Source organism: Aliisedimentitalea sp. MJ-SS2 (genome assembly GCF_032586155.1).
Classification (GTDB): domain Bacteria; phylum Pseudomonadota; class Alphaproteobacteria; order Rhodobacterales; family Rhodobacteraceae; genus JAWHTC01.
Window position 1 is genome coordinate 21,869 of the sequence record NZ_JAWHTC010000006.1, and the last position, 14,697, is coordinate 36,565.

19 protein-coding genes are annotated in these 14,697 nt (G+C 61.0%); 13 read left to right on the forward strand and 6 right to left on the reverse strand.

Annotation, left to right across the window (positions count from 1 at the left end; translation table 11 throughout):
* Positions 1–164: 164 nt before the first annotated feature.
* The 4 genes from RXV86_RS20090 (at position 165) to RXV86_RS20105 (ending at position 3,704) form a co-directional block, all read left to right on the forward strand.
* The gene (locus RXV86_RS20090; RefSeq protein ID WP_316302320.1) at positions 165–1,298 is read left to right on the forward strand and encodes a bifunctional 2-C-methyl-D-erythritol 4-phosphate cytidylyltransferase/2-C-methyl-D-erythritol 2,4-cyclodiphosphate synthase; all 1,134 of its coding nucleotides are present in this window, start codon (positions 165–167) and stop codon (positions 1,296–1,298) included.
* A 94-nt stretch (positions 1,299–1,392) separates the two neighbouring features.
* A complete protein-coding gene (locus tag RXV86_RS20095) occupies positions 1,393–1,893 on the forward strand; it encodes a phosphatidylglycerophosphatase A (RefSeq protein WP_316302321.1) in 501 nt (166 codons plus the stop codon).
* Positions 1,890–2,357, forward strand: coding sequence for a CinA family protein (locus tag RXV86_RS20100; RefSeq protein WP_316302322.1), 468 nt, complete (start codon positions 1,890–1,892; stop codon positions 2,355–2,357). The genes RXV86_RS20095 and RXV86_RS20100 overlap by 4 nt, the downstream gene beginning before the upstream one ends.
* A 162-nt stretch (positions 2,358–2,519) precedes the next feature.
* The gene (locus RXV86_RS20105) at positions 2,520–3,704 is read left to right on the forward strand and encodes an ammonium transporter (protein ID WP_316302323.1); all 1,185 of its coding nucleotides are present in this window, start codon (positions 2,520–2,522) and stop codon (positions 3,702–3,704) included.
* Positions 3,705–3,770: 66 nt separating this feature from the next.
* On the opposite strand, the gene RXV86_RS20110 is transcribed toward RXV86_RS20105, so the two are convergent.
* The 3 genes from RXV86_RS20110 to RXV86_RS20120 form a co-directional block, all read right to left on the reverse strand.
* A complete protein-coding gene (locus RXV86_RS20110; protein ID WP_316302324.1) occupies positions 3,771–4,403 on the reverse strand; it encodes an outer membrane beta-barrel protein in 633 nt (210 codons plus the stop codon).
* A 261-nt stretch (positions 4,404–4,664) separates the two neighbouring features.
* Positions 4,665–5,954 carry an MmgE/PrpD family protein gene (locus RXV86_RS20115; protein ID WP_316302325.1) on the reverse strand — a complete coding sequence of 430 codons (1,290 nt, stop codon included), beginning with the start codon at positions 5,952–5,954 and terminating at the stop codon, positions 4,665–4,667.
* Positions 5,955–6,068: 114 nt separating this feature from the next.
* Entirely contained in the window at positions 6,069–6,518 is a 450-nt protein-coding gene (locus tag RXV86_RS20120; RefSeq protein WP_316302326.1) for a type II toxin-antitoxin system RatA family toxin, read from the reverse strand.
* A 79-nt stretch (positions 6,519–6,597) separates the two neighbouring features.
* Here RXV86_RS20120 and hpt point away from each other — a divergent pair, with 79 nt between their 5' ends.
* From hpt to RXV86_RS20150, 6 genes are all read left to right on the forward strand, one after another.
* Positions 6,598–7,152, forward strand: a complete 555-nt coding sequence (gene hpt, locus RXV86_RS20125; RefSeq protein WP_316302327.1) for a hypoxanthine phosphoribosyltransferase — start codon at positions 6,598–6,600, stop codon at positions 7,150–7,152.
* Positions 7,153–7,330: 178 nt separating this feature from the next.
* On the forward strand, positions 7,331–8,104 hold the full coding sequence (locus tag RXV86_RS20130) for a lysophospholipid acyltransferase family protein (protein ID WP_316302328.1): 774 nt from the start codon (positions 7,331–7,333) through the stop codon (positions 8,102–8,104).
* A 102-nt stretch (positions 8,105–8,206) separates the two neighbouring features.
* Positions 8,207–8,947, forward strand: a complete 741-nt coding sequence (locus RXV86_RS20135) for a DUF1538 domain-containing protein (protein ID WP_316302329.1) — start codon at positions 8,207–8,209, stop codon at positions 8,945–8,947.
* Positions 8,947–9,738, forward strand: coding sequence for a DUF1538 domain-containing protein (locus RXV86_RS20140; protein ID WP_316302330.1), 792 nt, complete (start codon positions 8,947–8,949; stop codon positions 9,736–9,738). Before RXV86_RS20135 ends, RXV86_RS20140 begins: the two co-directional genes overlap by 1 nt.
* 4 nt (positions 9,739–9,742) lie before the next feature.
* The gene (locus RXV86_RS20145) at positions 9,743–10,096 is read left to right on the forward strand and encodes a P-II family nitrogen regulator (RefSeq protein WP_316302331.1); all 354 of its coding nucleotides are present in this window, start codon (positions 9,743–9,745) and stop codon (positions 10,094–10,096) included.
* The gene (locus tag RXV86_RS20150) at positions 10,096–10,521 is read left to right on the forward strand and encodes a CBS domain-containing protein (RefSeq protein WP_316302332.1); all 426 of its coding nucleotides are present in this window, start codon (positions 10,096–10,098) and stop codon (positions 10,519–10,521) included. Before RXV86_RS20145 ends, RXV86_RS20150 begins: the two co-directional genes overlap by 1 nt.
* A 27-nt stretch (positions 10,522–10,548) precedes the next feature.
* Here RXV86_RS20150 and RXV86_RS20155 read toward each other — a convergent pair whose 3' ends face one another.
* A complete protein-coding gene (locus tag RXV86_RS20155) occupies positions 10,549–11,466 on the reverse strand; it encodes a tetratricopeptide repeat protein (RefSeq protein ID WP_316302333.1) in 918 nt (305 codons plus the stop codon).
* A 60-nt stretch (positions 11,467–11,526) separates the two neighbouring features.
* On the opposite strand from RXV86_RS20155, the gene RXV86_RS20160 reads away from it, so the two are divergent.
* The 3 genes from RXV86_RS20160 to RXV86_RS20170 all read left to right on the forward strand — a co-directional run bounded on the left by RXV86_RS20160 (position 11,527) and on the right by RXV86_RS20170 (position 13,278).
* Positions 11,527–11,727, forward strand: a complete 201-nt coding sequence (locus RXV86_RS20160; protein WP_316302334.1) for a hypothetical protein — start codon at positions 11,527–11,529, stop codon at positions 11,725–11,727.
* A 125-nt stretch (positions 11,728–11,852) separates the two neighbouring features.
* A complete protein-coding gene (locus tag RXV86_RS20165) occupies positions 11,853–12,338 on the forward strand; it encodes a cytochrome c (protein WP_316302335.1) in 486 nt (161 codons plus the stop codon).
* Positions 12,339–12,390: 52 nt separating this feature from the next.
* A complete protein-coding gene (locus RXV86_RS20170) occupies positions 12,391–13,278 on the forward strand; it encodes a cytochrome c (protein WP_316302336.1) in 888 nt (295 codons plus the stop codon).
* An 11-nt stretch (positions 13,279–13,289) separates the two neighbouring features.
* On the opposite strand, the gene RXV86_RS20175 is transcribed toward RXV86_RS20170, so the two are convergent.
* A complete protein-coding gene (locus RXV86_RS20175) occupies positions 13,290–14,015 on the reverse strand; it encodes a VIT1/CCC1 transporter family protein (RefSeq protein ID WP_316302337.1) in 726 nt (241 codons plus the stop codon).
* A gap of 120 nt (positions 14,016–14,135) precedes the next feature.
* Positions 14,136–14,678 carry a peroxiredoxin gene (locus RXV86_RS20180; protein ID WP_316302338.1) on the reverse strand — a complete coding sequence of 181 codons (543 nt, stop codon included), beginning with the start codon at positions 14,676–14,678 and terminating at the stop codon, positions 14,136–14,138.
* Positions 14,679–14,697 lie beyond the last annotated feature (19 nt).

Below are 14,697 nucleotides of genomic sequence, written 5' to 3' on the forward strand. Positions count from 1 at the left end.
GCCTAATCCTTGTGCATGTCTCCTGAGTTATGCTCCACTCGGGCAAATCACAATGAAACAAAGGGAAATTTCCCGTTCCCTGTAAGCATCTGCCTATTTTTTAAGCAACTCCATCCTTCCAATGCCCGATTGCCCTTCACCTTGGCAACGCCTATTCACGTTTCATGACCACCACTGCCGCCATCATCGTCGCCGCAGGCCGCGGCACACGGGCCGGTCCCGGCGCGCCAAAACAATGGCGTCCGCTGGCTGGACGCCGGGTGATTGACTGGACGCTCGATGCCTTTCTGGCCGTCCCGGGCATCGGCCCCATCATGGTCGTGCTGCACACCGACGACATTGCCGACTTCACCCCGCCGCAGGGTGTACAAACCTGCATCGGCGGCGCCACCCGAGCCGCATCAGTGCGCGCTGGCCTCGAAGCTCTGGTCGACATCGCGCCAGACAATGTCCTGATCCATGACGTCGCCCGACCTTGCGTAACTCAGCACATCATAGCGGACGTGATTGCGGCACTTGCCATCGGCCCCGGCGCTGCCCCCGCCGTGCCGGTCACCGACGCGCTTTGGCGTGGTAGCAATGACAAAGTCAGTGGGACACAGGACCGGGACGGCCTCTATCGCGCGCAAACCCCACAGGGGTTTCACTTCGCCGAGATCCTTGCCGCCCACCAAAGCGCCCCCGGAGACGCAGCCGACGATGTGGAAATCGCCCGCGCCGCAGGGCTTGAGGTTGCCATCGTTTCGGGCCATGAGAACAATCTCAAGATCACTCACTCTCCCGATTTCCAGCGGGCTGAAACCATATTGCGAGGGACCATGGACATTCGCCTTGGCAACGGCTTCGACGTGCATGCCTTCACCGAGGGTGATCACCTCATCCTGTGCGGAGTCGAAATCCCCCACACTCAGGCCCTCAAGGGCCACTCGGACGCCGACGTTGGCATGCATGCGGTGACTGACGCGATCTACGGCGCCGTGGCCCAAGGCGACATTGGTCGCCATTTCCCACCGTCCGATCCGCAATGGAAAGGTGCCGCCAGTCACATCTTCCTACGTCACGCGGTAGAGCTCGCCCGCGAAATGGGGTTCACCTTTGGCAATATCGACTGCACTCTGATCTGTGAACGCCCCAAAGTCGGCCCCCACGCCGGAGCCATGACCGCTGCTATGGCCGAGATCCTGCAAATTGATCCGACCCGCGTCTCGATTAAGGCCACCACCTCGGAACGGCTTGGCTTTACCGGGCGCGAGGAAGGTATCGCTGCGCTGGCCACCGCCACATTGATCAAAGAATGAAAGACGCCCTCCCCCCGTCAACTGCGCGAAAACATCCCGGAGGAGCGGGGGTTAGCCCCCGCACCGGTGACCGCCACAAACGAAACGGACACAAATGACCCGCCTCATCGCCACCTTCTTCTACACCGGCTATCTCAAGCCCTTCTCCGGCACCTGGGGTTCCGCCGCTGGCGTGATCGCTGCCTTTCTTCTTTTCCTTCTCGGTGGTTGGGTGCTCGTTGCACTTCTGACCCCGGTCGCCTTTGGCCTCGGCTGGTGGGCCACTGCGGTCGAGACCGCCGGCAAGGAAAACCACGACCCGTCCGAAGTGGTCATAGACGAAGTCGCTGGCCAGTGGATCGCCCTCCTGCCGGTCCTGATCGGCGCGACCCACGCCGGACTAACCGGCCCGAACGTATTGGAGCTTTGGCCGGGCTGGCTCACCGCCTTCTTCGCCTTCCGCTTCTTCGACATCCTGAAGCCCGGCCCCATTGGATGGGCTGATCGCCAGCACGGGCCGCTGGGCGTGATGCTTGACGACATTTTCGCCGGGATCGCCGCCGCAATCACGGTGGGCTTGGCGGCCTATGTCTATCATGGCATCCTCGGCGCATGACCGCTGCCCATGTTTTAGAAGCTGCCCGAAGCCGATCCTTGCGCATCGCTGCCGCCGAAAGTTGCACCGGTGGCATGGTGGCGGCGGCGCTGACTGATATTCCCGGTTCCTCGGACGTGTTCGAGCGCGGCTTTGTCACCTATTCCAACGCCGCGAAAGAAGAAATGCTGGGCGTCTCTCGCGCCACACTCGACCGATATGGTGCGGTTTCCGAAGAGGTCGCCCGCGAAATGGCCGAAGGCGCGCTGGCCAATTCCCACGCCCAGGTTGCCGTTGCCATCACCGGCATCGCCGGCCCCGGCGGATCCGATTTCAAACCCGAAGGCCGCGTCTGCTTCGGTCTCGCCATGCAAGACCGCGTCACCGACTCTGAGACCCAGGAGTTCGGCCCCCGCGGCCGCGACTGGGTTCGGCTGGCAGCCCGCGACCACGCGCTCTTTCTCCTGCTGTCGGCCCTGCGTTAGGCCGTTCGTCCAAAGCCCGCGTTTTACGCAACGACTGACATTTCCGCACAAAAAACGGGCAGTTCACAAACCGGGCGTTTTTTCCGCGCCCTGCCCCTTTTTCCCGCAGTCCCATTCGGCTTTGACCCGCTCCAACCAAACCCAACTGGAAGGAATTGGATCATGGTAGGTGCAGATACCGCCTGGATCATTGTGGCAACCGCCCTCGTCTTGTTCATGTCGCTGCCAGGACTGGCGCTGTTTTATGGCGGGCTTGTTCGCGCCCGCAACGTGCTCAGCGTCTTCATGCAGGTCTATGCCATTGCCTGTTTGATGAGCGTTCTGTGGCTGGCGGTGGGCTATTCCATCGCCTTTGGCGACGGCGGGGCTTACTGGGGGGGCTTGGGCAAGGCGTTCCTTTCGGGCATCGGTGCCGACAGCGTGATTGAGGGTCAGACCATCCCCGAGATCCTCTTCTTTGCCTTCCAGATGACCTTTGCCGTGATCACTCCTGCGCTGATCGTCGGTGCCTATGTAGAACGGATTGGCTTCGGCTTCGTGATGCTTTTCTCGGGTCTGTGGATGCTGTTGTGCTACGCGCCCGTGGCCCATTGGATCTGGGGCGGAGGCTTTCTCTCCGACGGCGGTATTTTCGGTGCAACCGGGGTGAAGGATTTCGCCGGTGGCATTGTCGTGCACGAAACCGCTGGCCTGGCCGCGCTGGTTATCGCGGTTATCCTCGGACCGCGCCGCAACCGAACCACCCCGCCGCATTCGCCCGGTTTCGTGATGATTGGTGCCGGCATGCTCTGGGTCGGCTGGTTCGGCTTCAACGGTGGCTCGCAACTGGCCGCTGATGGGGGGGCCGCCATGGCGCTGACCGTGACCCATATCTCGGCCGCCACCGCCTCGCTGACCTGGGCGCTGTGGGAAAAGATCAAATATGGCAAGGCTTCGCTCGTTGGCCTGGTGACCGGTACCATCGCAGGGCTGGCTTCGATTACTCCGGCCTCGGGTTTTGTCGGCCCGCTTGAAGCGCTGCTCATTGGCGCGGTGGCTGGCGTCCTCTGCCAGGAGGCGGTGACCCTCATTCGCAACAAGCTGAACATCGATGATACCCTAGACGTCTTTGCCGTGCATGGTGTCGGTGGAGTTTTCGGGACTGTCATGATCGCCGTCTTCGGCGCAGGGTCCTGGGCGGCCCAGTTTGGCGGCCTCGCCGTTGTCGGGGTCTACACCCTGGTGGTCTCGGTTGCCTTGGTCAAACTGGTGGCCCTGATCACCCCGCTGCGGGTCGATCATGAGACCGAAGTCAACGGACTCGACCTCTCGGTCCACGGCGAGCGCGCCTACGACATCACGTCCTGACCGGAACATTGTTCCTTACAGCGGGCCCTATCGGGCCCGCTCGTGTTTTTGGTGACCACGTCTGTTTCAGAAATTGAAGCCAAGGCCAACACTGATCGTGACGTCTTCAAGGCTGACAGAAGTTGGTCCGCAGGCCGTGCACTGCAGATTGAACGACCCGTAATCGGCATACCGCGCCTCTCCACGAAGGAACATGCCTTTGCCCATGTCAAACTCGGCGCCCAGACCCAGAACATAGCCGGTCCTGGTATCAGACTGGCTCGGGAACCCGCCGCTATACTGGCCAGTGACGTTCATCCAGCTGGCACCTGCCAACCCGTACAAGAACGTCTTATCGCTTACCATCCCACCGGCGCGACCAACAATCGAGGCTTCCCAATTGCCATCGACCGAGAAGGTTTCGCCCGGCACTGCGGTAGCGACCACGTCCGACGTTCCCAGGGCATTGACGCCAAGCTCGACGCCATAAATCATCGACCCCGAACTTGCGAAGTTATAGCCGACAAAAGCCCCGAACCCCGCACCGTTCAAGTCGATGCCATAGTTGGGCGGCGCATAGGCCGGAATGGTCAAGGTCCCATTGCCGGAATGATACCCGACGCCGATCCCGCCATAGAGTCCTTCTTTGGGCTCAGCCACGGCAAGGGCTGGCACAAGAATGGCTGCAACTGCTGTGAAAACGAATCCAAAACGTAACATCAAGACACCTCCGTTCTTGATTTTGCGCAATCAATCGCGCGCGGTTGAGTTGCGCTTTGACGCGGTAAGTTTACCGCGTTTCTGCTTGTGTATCAACGTGACCTACTTGCACACGGGTCCAGCTTTACACGGGTGTCACCGCCGGAAAACCAATCCGGTTGGCAAGCCCGGATAGCGGTTAAACCGCTTCGGACCGGCTCGGATCAGATCCGACCCGCGCTGGGGCTCACCCACATCGGCCAATCCAAAACGTGCACAGCGCTAGACAGCTAACTCTGCAGCCAGTTCCCTCGGTGCCGCACGCGTTTCAACCAGGGTCTCGATCCGTTGTGCGCGGGTTGTCCCCAACAGCGCCGCCGCCTTGGCCGCGATCTTGGCCCGGCGGTCTTTCAAAGCCATCGGCACATCCAGATCGTGAAAGGCGTGCAGCACCTCGCCCGCCCTGGTTTCCACTGCCAGGCGCGCTTGCATTTCGCCTACATCCTCATTTGCAGACACCTCCACGCGACCCCGCAGCGCCCGCACATGCGCGTCCCCACAAAGCCCATCGCTATAACTCTCCAACCGCGCCGTATCATGGCCCAGGAAATGCATCGCTAAAACGGTGGAGTAAGAAAACTTTGCCCCCAGCCCGGTCTCGGGGGCCGCCTGGTTGCACACGCTCATCCAGCGCGGATGGGTCTCAACCCGGACCGCGGCAATCGCGTCCGGCGCTACATCCAAACCCGCCGCCGCCTCCAGCACCGCATGCAGCCCGTGACAGCAGGCGTGAAACTTGTGACTGACAGTCTCAAACCGCCACGCCTCACCGATCCCGTCAAACGCCTCCTCGACAGCTTCACCATGATGCGTCGGCCCGAACCCCAACGGCCCTTCAAGCGCGCCCAGCCGCGCCTCCATGCCCAGCCGCGCCATCTGCGCCGCTTCGACCCCGTTGCTGGCAGACAACCCGGCATTGAAAGGCTTGGCGCTGGTGCCGAACTGTGACTTGAGCCCACTCGCCCGCGTCGCCACCAGCCCAAGCGCCGTGGCCATCTGATCCGGCTTCAACTTCAACAATCGCCCGGCCGCCACACAGGCCCCGACGGCGCCCGCCGTCGCGGTCTGGTGAAACCCGACCTGGTAATGAGCCCGCCCCAGCCATTCGCCAAACCGAATCGACGCCTCCATGCCGATCAGCGCTGCCTCCTGCAGCGCCGCGCCACCGGCCGCGTCCTGTTCCGCCACCGCCAACGCCGCCGGGATCACCCCAACCGAGGGATGCCCGATATGGCCGAAATGCGTATCGTCATAGTCCAGCGCGTGGGAAACCGTGCCATTGACCAGCGCCGCCATTCGCATTGGCGCTCGCCCGCCACCGATCAAACCAGCCTGTCCTGTGCCGCCCTCTTCCCCGGCAAACGCGCGCATCACCGCTGCTACCGGCTCGCTCTTCCCGGCAATTGCCACTGCCATCCAGTCGATCAGCGACAGCCGCGCCACCGCCCGGACCGCCTCCGGCGCCCGACAGTCACCCAACGCAAACGCAACCAGCTTGTCGGAAATACCCATCCCCCGCCTCCTCTACTTCAGGGCAGCGTAGAACCGCTCCCACCACAAGGAAACCACCCGGGCTCTCTTTCTTGGCAAAAAACTCAAACCGACAGTCGCAACCCTGCGCGGGTCTCAGCGATAAAGCACTGCCGCGCGTTCCTCGAACGCTCGCACGATCCGCATCATTGCCTCGTTGAACACCAGCCCGATCGCCTTTTGCAGCACAAAGTTCTTGAACTCGAAGTCGACCATGAATTTCACTTCGCAGGCGTCGTCGTCGACATCGCGAAACTCCCAGACCGAGCGCATGTATTTGAACGGCCCGTCCAGATAGTCGATCTCGATCCGTTCGTCGTCACGATATAGACGTGCCCGCGACCCGAAGCGTTCACGAAACACCTTGAAGGAAATCACCAGGTCGGCCAGCATCTCGTCGCCGCCATCCACCATCGGCCGCACCTCTCTGATGCGCGCCGCCGCACACCAAGGCAGGAATTGCGGATAGGACGCCACATCCGCGACCAGGTCGAACATCTGGCGGGCGTGATAGGGCAGAACCCTGGTTTCCGCATGGGTCGGCATGTCGCTGATTTAATCCCCAAAGTGGCGTGACACTGACGTTTCATGTCGTATGCTGGCCCGACAGGATCAAGGGGAAAATATGCCACACCGCGACTATGAGATCGACGAGATGATCTCGGCCAAGACCATCGCTGCCCGGATCGAGGATCTGGCCCGCGAGATACGGGAAGAGTTTTCTGGCACTGACAAACTGGTGGTCGTCGGCCTTCTGCGAGGCTCGTTCGTCTTCATTGCCGACCTCGTGCGCGAACTCGACATGCCCGTCGAAGTCGATTTCCTCGAAGCATCCTCCTATGGCGATGCCATGGAAAGCAGTCGCGAGGTGCGTATTCTCAAGGACATTCGCGGCCAGATCGAAGGCCGTGACGTTCTGGTGGTCGAGGACATCGTCGACACAGGTTACACGCTCGAACATGTCGTTCACCTGCTCGAAAGCCGCGGCCCGCGCAAGCTTCGCACCATCGCGCTTCTTGACAAGCCCTCACGGCGCGAAGCCGAGATCCGCGCCGACTGGATTGGCTTCGAAATCCCTGACGAATTCGTTGTCGGCTATGGTATCGACTTTGCCCAACGCAACCGCAACCTGCCCTTCATCGGCAAGGTGCGCTTTACAGGCATAGACGCCGAGGTTTGATCCTGCGCCCATACTTTGCCTGGGCCCGGACGGGTTTCCCTTGCGGCACCCACCAATTTAGCTGATAGAAGCCCGGTAGGGCGTAACAATCGCGCACTCATTTCGGCGCCTGTCATGACGCCAGGTTCCTCTCATGACCCAACTCGGCACGACAAGGCTGCAACCGCGACAAGGGTCCATGACAGACACTCCCTCTCCCCGCGAGACCGCACTCACGCCCATCGACCCTGCGGCAGTGCGCCTGTTGAAACGCGCCATTCTGATCCTGTTCGGCCCGTTCTATTTCCTGTTCATTGCCTTCGTGCCGCTGCTCTGCCACCGACGACGCGGCTTTCGCGGCTGGTACTGGCGGCTGGTGAAACGCGCCTGTACCCGGCTGTTGTGGCTGTTGTCGATCAAGGCCTCGATGTCGGCCGAGGTCCGCGCAGACCTGGCCGAAGACGAAAACAGCATCATCGTCATCAACCACCGCAGCCACCTCGATGGTTTCACCCTGATGGACGTGATCCCCGACCGTAAATGGTTCACCTTCGCCGCCAAGAAGGAGCTTTGCGACGCTGCACTCCTGCGTGTGGGCTTCAAAGGCGCAGGGCTGGTCGAGATCGACCGCGCCTCCGGCAAGGTGGCGCTCGACACCCTGACGCAAGCCGTCAAGACCATGCCGGCGCGCCGCTCGGTCGTACTCTTCCCCGAAGGCACCCGCACCAAGGGCCAGTCGCTGGGCCCGTTCAAACCCGGCGCCGTGCTGGTCGCCCGCGATACCGGACGCGCCATCCGGCCCATCGTCATCCACGACAGCAACCGCTTGTTGCCGCGGGGCAAGTTCTTCCCGCGTTCGGGCACCATCCATATCGATGCCTTGCCACCGTTCCATTGTGATCCGGCCGCAACGGTTGAAGAGGATGTCGCCCGCCTGCGTGACACGATGATCGCGGTTTTCGACAAAGACTGACTTGCACTAGAAATCCGCGCCAAAGGGCTGTGCTTTCTTAACCCAAGTGTTACATTGTCCGTGTGAAGAGCTTGCCAAGGTAAGAAGCAGGACGGCACGACAATGAGCAGTACGACCAAGGACATGTTCCGCCTTCTGGGCGATACCGCCCGCGATCTGGCCCCGATCCTGGTGATCGTCGGGTTCTTTCAACTCGTGGTCCTGCGGCAACCGATCGAGAACCTAGACCAGATCGCCATCGGCTTCGTCTTTGTCCTGCTGGGCCTGACAATCTTCATTCGCGGCCTCGAAATGGCGCTCTTTCCCCTGGGCGAGGCGTTGGCCAATGCGCTGGCACAGCGCGGCTCATTGATCCTGCTCATTGTTTTCGCCTTTGGTCTTGGTTTTGGCACCACAGTTGCCGAACCGGCCCTGATTGCCGTCGGCGAAGAGGCGACCAAAGTCATGTCGATTGCCGGGGTCATCGGTGACGATCCCGACACGCTGGCCCGTACCGCCACCGCCCTGCGCTACACTGTGGCAGCCTCGGTCGGTACCTCGCTGGTGCTGGGCGTGTTCCGCATTCTCAAGGGTTGGCCGATTCAATGGCTGATCATCGGCGGTTATGTGGTGGTGGTGGCGCTCACCACCATCGCCCCGCGCGAGATCATCGGCATTGCCTATGACAGCGGCGGCGTGACCACTTCGACCATCACCGTGCCGCTGGTGACCGCACTGGGCGTCGGCCTGGCCTCGGTCATCAAGGGGCGCAACCCGATGATCGACGGCTTTGGCCTGATTGCATTTGCTTCGCTGATGCCGATCATCTTCGTGCTGATCTTTGGCCTGGTGATCGCCGCATGATGACCGAGATGATCATAGATTTGTCGCTGACCATCACCAGCGTGTTGCGCGACGTGGCCCCCATTGTGGTGGTCATGTTCGTCTTCCAGTTGGTGATCCTGCGCAAGCCTATCCCGCATCTGAGCCGCGTACTTTTCGGCCTGCTCTACGTCATCCTTGGCCTGGCCTTTTTCCTCTTCGGCCTCGAACGGGCGTTGTTCCCGCTGGGCAAAGCGATGGCGGCCCAACTGACCGACCCTGAGTTCCTCGGCATCGCGGCGGACGCCACCGTGCATTGGCTGTCCTATTACTGGGTCTATATCTTTGCCTTTGCCATCGGCTTTGCCACCACCATCGCCGAACCTTCACTCATCGCCGTCGCGCTCAAGGCACAAGAGGTTTCGGGCGGTGGGGTCAAATCCACCGGCTTACGCCTTGCCGTGGCCCTTGGTGTGGCGCTCTCGCTCGCCGTTGGCACTTTCCGTATTGTTACCGGCACGCCGCTCTATCTCTATATGGTCGTGGGCTACGTTATTGTCGTGTTCCAAACGCTTGCTGCACCAAAGATGATCGTTCCGCTGGCCTATGATTCCGGCGGTGTCACAACCTCGACTGTCACCGTACCGCTGGTTGCCGCGCTGGGCCTTGGGCTGGCCGGCTCAGTTCCCGGCCGCAGCCCTCTTCTGGATGGGTTTGGATTGATTGCCTTGGCGTCGCTCTTTCCCATGATCACCGTGATGGGCTATGCCCAGATCAGCGCGTGGCGGACCAAACGGCTTGATACCCATTCCCCTCCGGCACAAGGAGACTGAAAAGATGAAGTTCAAACTGATCATCGTACTGACCCAGGACGACCTGACCGATACCGCCATTTCGGCGGCACGCGCCAAGGGAGCCACCGGATCAACGGTCATCACCTCGGCCCGGGGCGAGGGGCTGAAGCCAACCAAGACCTTTCTTGGCCTGAGCGTCGCCGGACAGCGCGACATGATCCTGCTTCTGGTCGAAGCCCATCACTCGCGGCTGATCCTTGAATCTATTGCCGAGGCCTGCGGTTTTGAATCCGATCCGGGATCGGGCATGGCATTCCAGATCGATATTGAAGACGCCATCGGGCTCTCCAGCCAGATCACCGCAATCAAACAGGAAATCGACAAGGAGGATCTGTAATGCCTGACATAAACATGAAAGTCGAAGACGTCATGCAGACCTCTATCCACATGGTCAGCGGGCTTGCCACTGTGCGCGAAGCAATTGTCGAGATGAAGCAGATCGGTGTCAGTGCGTTGATTATCGAACGCCGCGACGAGAGCGATGAGTACGGCATTGTCTCGGTCGAGCAAATCGCCACCAAGGTGATTGCACAGGACCGATCGGTTGACCGCGTCAGCGTTTACGAGATCATGGACAAGCCGATCCTCACGCTGAACCCTCACATGGCGGTCAAATACGCGATCCGCCTTCTGGCCCGTTTCGATAGCCGCCGCGCTCTGGTTGTCGACGAAAACGGAGCCCGCGGCTTGGTTACCCTTCGCGAGCTGATCCATGTCCATGCCGAAACCCCCGCCAGCGAACCCGTTGGCAAGGACGAGTGATCCGGCCAGCCAGGGCAAGCCCGGCACCTAGAACTGCGTGTTGAAAATTACCTCGCCTTGCTTGGCGTCCGCATCGCTGATCGTTTCGCGCAAGTCCTTGCAAGTCATCCGCAGTTCCATCGCCTGGCGGGCATCATGCGCCATCCTTTGCCCCAACAGGCAAAACGCCCAACCGCGTGGCGCCGACTGCCATTCTCCCGGCTGATTGACAAGGAACTCGCCCAGGTTCACGGCCGCATTGCCGTCGCCACGGGCAACCGCCTCTTGGTAGAGTGCGTGCGCTTTCTCGACATCCATCTCGCCGCCGATGCCCTCTTCATACATGATCGCCAGGTTACCGATGGCGACGCCATAGCCGGTTTTCGCGGCTTCCTCGTAAATCGCCCGCGCCCGCGCCGGATCGGCCTCGACCCCGTGCCCGGTGCGATACATCTCGCCCAACCCGACACCGGAAAGCCCGTCACCCGCCGCATGGCCGCTTTCAAACACCGCGCGGGCTGCATCCAGATCGGCGTCACCGCCGATCCCGTCGCGCAACATCCGACCGCGTTCCCAGAACGACGGGGCAAACCCCTGCGCCATGGCCGCCTCAAACAGGCGCGCGACGCGTGGCATATCGGCAGGCACCGCGTCTTCGCCGCGCAACAGGACCAGGCCAAGGTTATGCTGACCCTTGGCAAATCCCTGCGCGGCGGATTTCTCGTACCACGCGACGGCCGTCACAATGCTCCGCGGCACGCCATTGCCATCTTCATAGGCCGCCCCCACGATATTCTGGGCATTGGCGTCGCCGCCCTTGGCCGCCGGAACAAGGATTTTCAATGCCGCATCATATTGCCCGGCGATATAGGCCAGCCGGGCATCATCGATATCCCCGGCATCGGAGTGCGCGGGTAACACCAGGGACACAACAAGGAAGAAGGCAGCAAACAATCGTTGGGTCATGGCAAGCTCCGGTCTAAAATGGTCTGCAACGCAGCAAACCGGTTTCAAGGGCAAAACACAATGTTCAAACCCAGACATTTCCTGCGCATGGCCCGCTGGGCGCGCAATCCACCCTCGGCCTCTGCGGTTAAGCTGGTTTTCGGCATTGTTCTTGTTGCGCTGATCATTGTCGGGATCGAACGCTACATCGGCTGGCCCGATGCCCTGACTCTGGAAAAGCCGCCACGCCGGGTCAACATGCAACCGCTTCCAAGCGAGTAACTCGATCACGAACCTGTGAACTTCGTGGATCAACGCACACTTGATCTGCGCTCAGCCACAAGTGGCAAACGCCCCGCCTGCGATATACTTCCGGGTATTCAACACCCATCACAGGGAGGTCCCCAATGAAAAAATCGCTTACAATCTTAACCAGCCTGGTCCTTTCGGCCAGCTTTTCCGCATCGGCCATCGGCGACGAAAGCGGTGACGCCGCTACCAAAGCAGCTATCAAAGCCCGCCAGGCACAAATGCAGCTATACGCTTTCAACATCGGCCTTCTGGGCGGGATGGCCAAAGGCGAAATCGAATACAATGCCGACGCCGCTAGCAAGGCCGCAGCCAATCTCGCCGCGCTTTCACGACTGGATCAGTCGCGTTCGTGGCCAATGGGTTCCGACAATGCGAAAATGGGCGCCGAGACAACAGCCGCTCTGCCGGCGATCTGGGCCGAAGGCAGCGATATCATGTCCAAGGGCATGGCTTTAGGCGAGGCAGCAGCCGCTATGGAACAGGCCGCCGGTGGCGGGCTTGACGCGTTGCGTGGGGCCATTGGCCCGCTTGGAAACTCCTGTGGCGGCTGTCACAAGAGCTATCGCCAGTCCGACGATTGATGATTTGGTCCGGGCCATCGCGGCCCGGCCAAACCAATAAAGGTGAGCCACCATGCGTCGAGCCATCCGATACCTTGTCCTCTTGGGTGTCCTTGCCGCCATAGTCATGTGGTGGCTCACTGCCCCCGCGCGGGTTGACCGGGCGGTCTTTGCCGACCTGACCGGTGATGCCGCGCGCGGGGAGCGTGTGTTCTGGGTCTCGGGCTGTGCCTCATGCCATGCCGCCCCCAAGGCGGAGGGCGCAGAGCGCCTGATCCTGTCGGGCGGCATGGCCTTCCCTTCACCCTTTGGCACGTTCTACGCACCCAACATCTCCTCGGACCCTCAGTATGGCATTGGAAACTGGACGGTTGTGCAACTGGCCGACGCGATGGTGCACGGCACCTCACCTGAAGGGGCGCATTACTACCCGGCCTTTCCCTACACCAGCTATGGCCGCGCCATGCCGGGGGATATCGCCGACATCCACGCCTTCCTGCAAACCCTGCCCGCCTCGGATCAGGCCAGCCTTGCCCATGACGTCGGCTTTCCCTTCAACATCCGCCGTGGTCTGGGTGTTTGGAAACTTCTGTTCCCCGCGCCTTCACGTGTCATCGACGTGGCCGGCGATCCTGCCAGTCAGGGTCAATACCTTGTGGAGGGCCTAGGACATTGCGGCGAATGCCACACCCCGCGCGGCGCGCTCGGGCAGCTGGATTACAGCCAATGGATGGCGGGTGCGCCCGCACCGGACGGCAAAGGCAAGGTTCCGGCACTGACACCCGACAAGCTCACTTGGTCCGACCGTGATGTAACGGCCTATCTCTCGACCGGATTCACCCCGGAATATGACAGCGCCGGTGGCCATATGGCGGATGTGGTGCAAAACCTTGCCCATCTGCCCGAAAGCGACCTTCAGGCCATTACTGCCTATCTCAGGGTTTTGCCCGTCAACAATTGACCGGTGAGACCTCAGCCGCCGACAATCCAGCCGACCCCAAAGGCCACGACGCCACAGATCGTCCCCACGGCCACCGTTTCTAAGACACACCGCGCCAGTCGCTCACCGGTTGCATTCCAGCGCAACAAACCCAACGCCACCAGCGCTGCAAAGCTGGCCGCCAGTGACAGACGAAAAGCGGTATTGTCGGCAGGCAACAGGAAGTAGGGTATCAGCGGCACCGACCCGAACACGACGAAACTGAAGAAGGTGAAAAACCCGTTCACCGCCGGATTGTCGGCATCCGGGTCGCTCATGCCGAACTCGTAGGTCATCATCAGATCCGCCATCATCGCCGGATTGCGAGAGATGATTTCCGTCGCTGCTTCGGCGTCCTCGTCCGGCAACCCGCGCTGGCGCAGGATGGTATTGAGTTCGAACCGTTCCTGGTCCGGGTTGGCGGCGATCTCCTGTAGTTCACGCGCCCGACGTGCATGGAACAGGTCATGCGCCGAACGGGTCGAAAGAAATTCCCCGAACCCCATGCTGACCCCGTCTGCGAACAGGTTGGCCAAGCCAAAGACCAGCACCGCCAGCGGCCCGACCTGCGCCACCCCGTCGGCGGCAGCCCCGGCAAAGCCCGCAACAATGGCAAAGGTGGTGACGATGCCGTCATTGCCACCATAGGTGATCTGCTTGAGAAACTCCTGCGTGCGCCCCAGCGAATGCGCGACGCGACGATGCTCTTCCCAATCCATGCCTGTGCCCCTGAGTTTGTTCTCCGTTTCCTGCCTGCACGATCAGCGGTGATTTGGCAAGAAAACGGCCCGCCGGCAGGATGCGCGGCGGGCCCTCATTTCGTCCTGCAATGGCGCAGATCAGGCGACCTGAACTGCTTCTTTGAGGTAGGCCATCACGGTTTCCGGCGAGGATTCGCCGTAGGGATCTTCGAGGTGGTTGTCCTCGCGGCCGGGCTCTTCGAACCAGGCTTCGATCACGCCGTCGTTAACGATGGCGGCATAGCGCCACGAACGGTAGCCAAAGCCAAGGTTGTCCTTCTTGACCAGCATGCCGATCTTGCGGGTGAATTCGCCCGAGCCATCGGCGATCACCTTAACGTTTTCAAGGTCCTGCGATTCGGCCCATTTGTTCATCACGAAGCTGTCGTTGACCGACATGCAGTAAATCTCGTCGACACCCAGACCGGCAAACTCGGCTGCGGCCTTCTCATAGCCGGGCAACTGGTAGGTCGAGCAGGTGGGTGTAAAGGCACCGGGCAGCGAGAACAGGATCACCCGTTTACCTTTGAAATAGTCATCGCTGGTCATGTTCTGCCAGCGGAACGGGTTCGGTCCCTCGACGCTTTCGTCGCGGACACGGGTCTTGAACGTTACGTTGGGAACTTTGACGCCTTGCATCATCGGGTTATCCTCGCTTTTG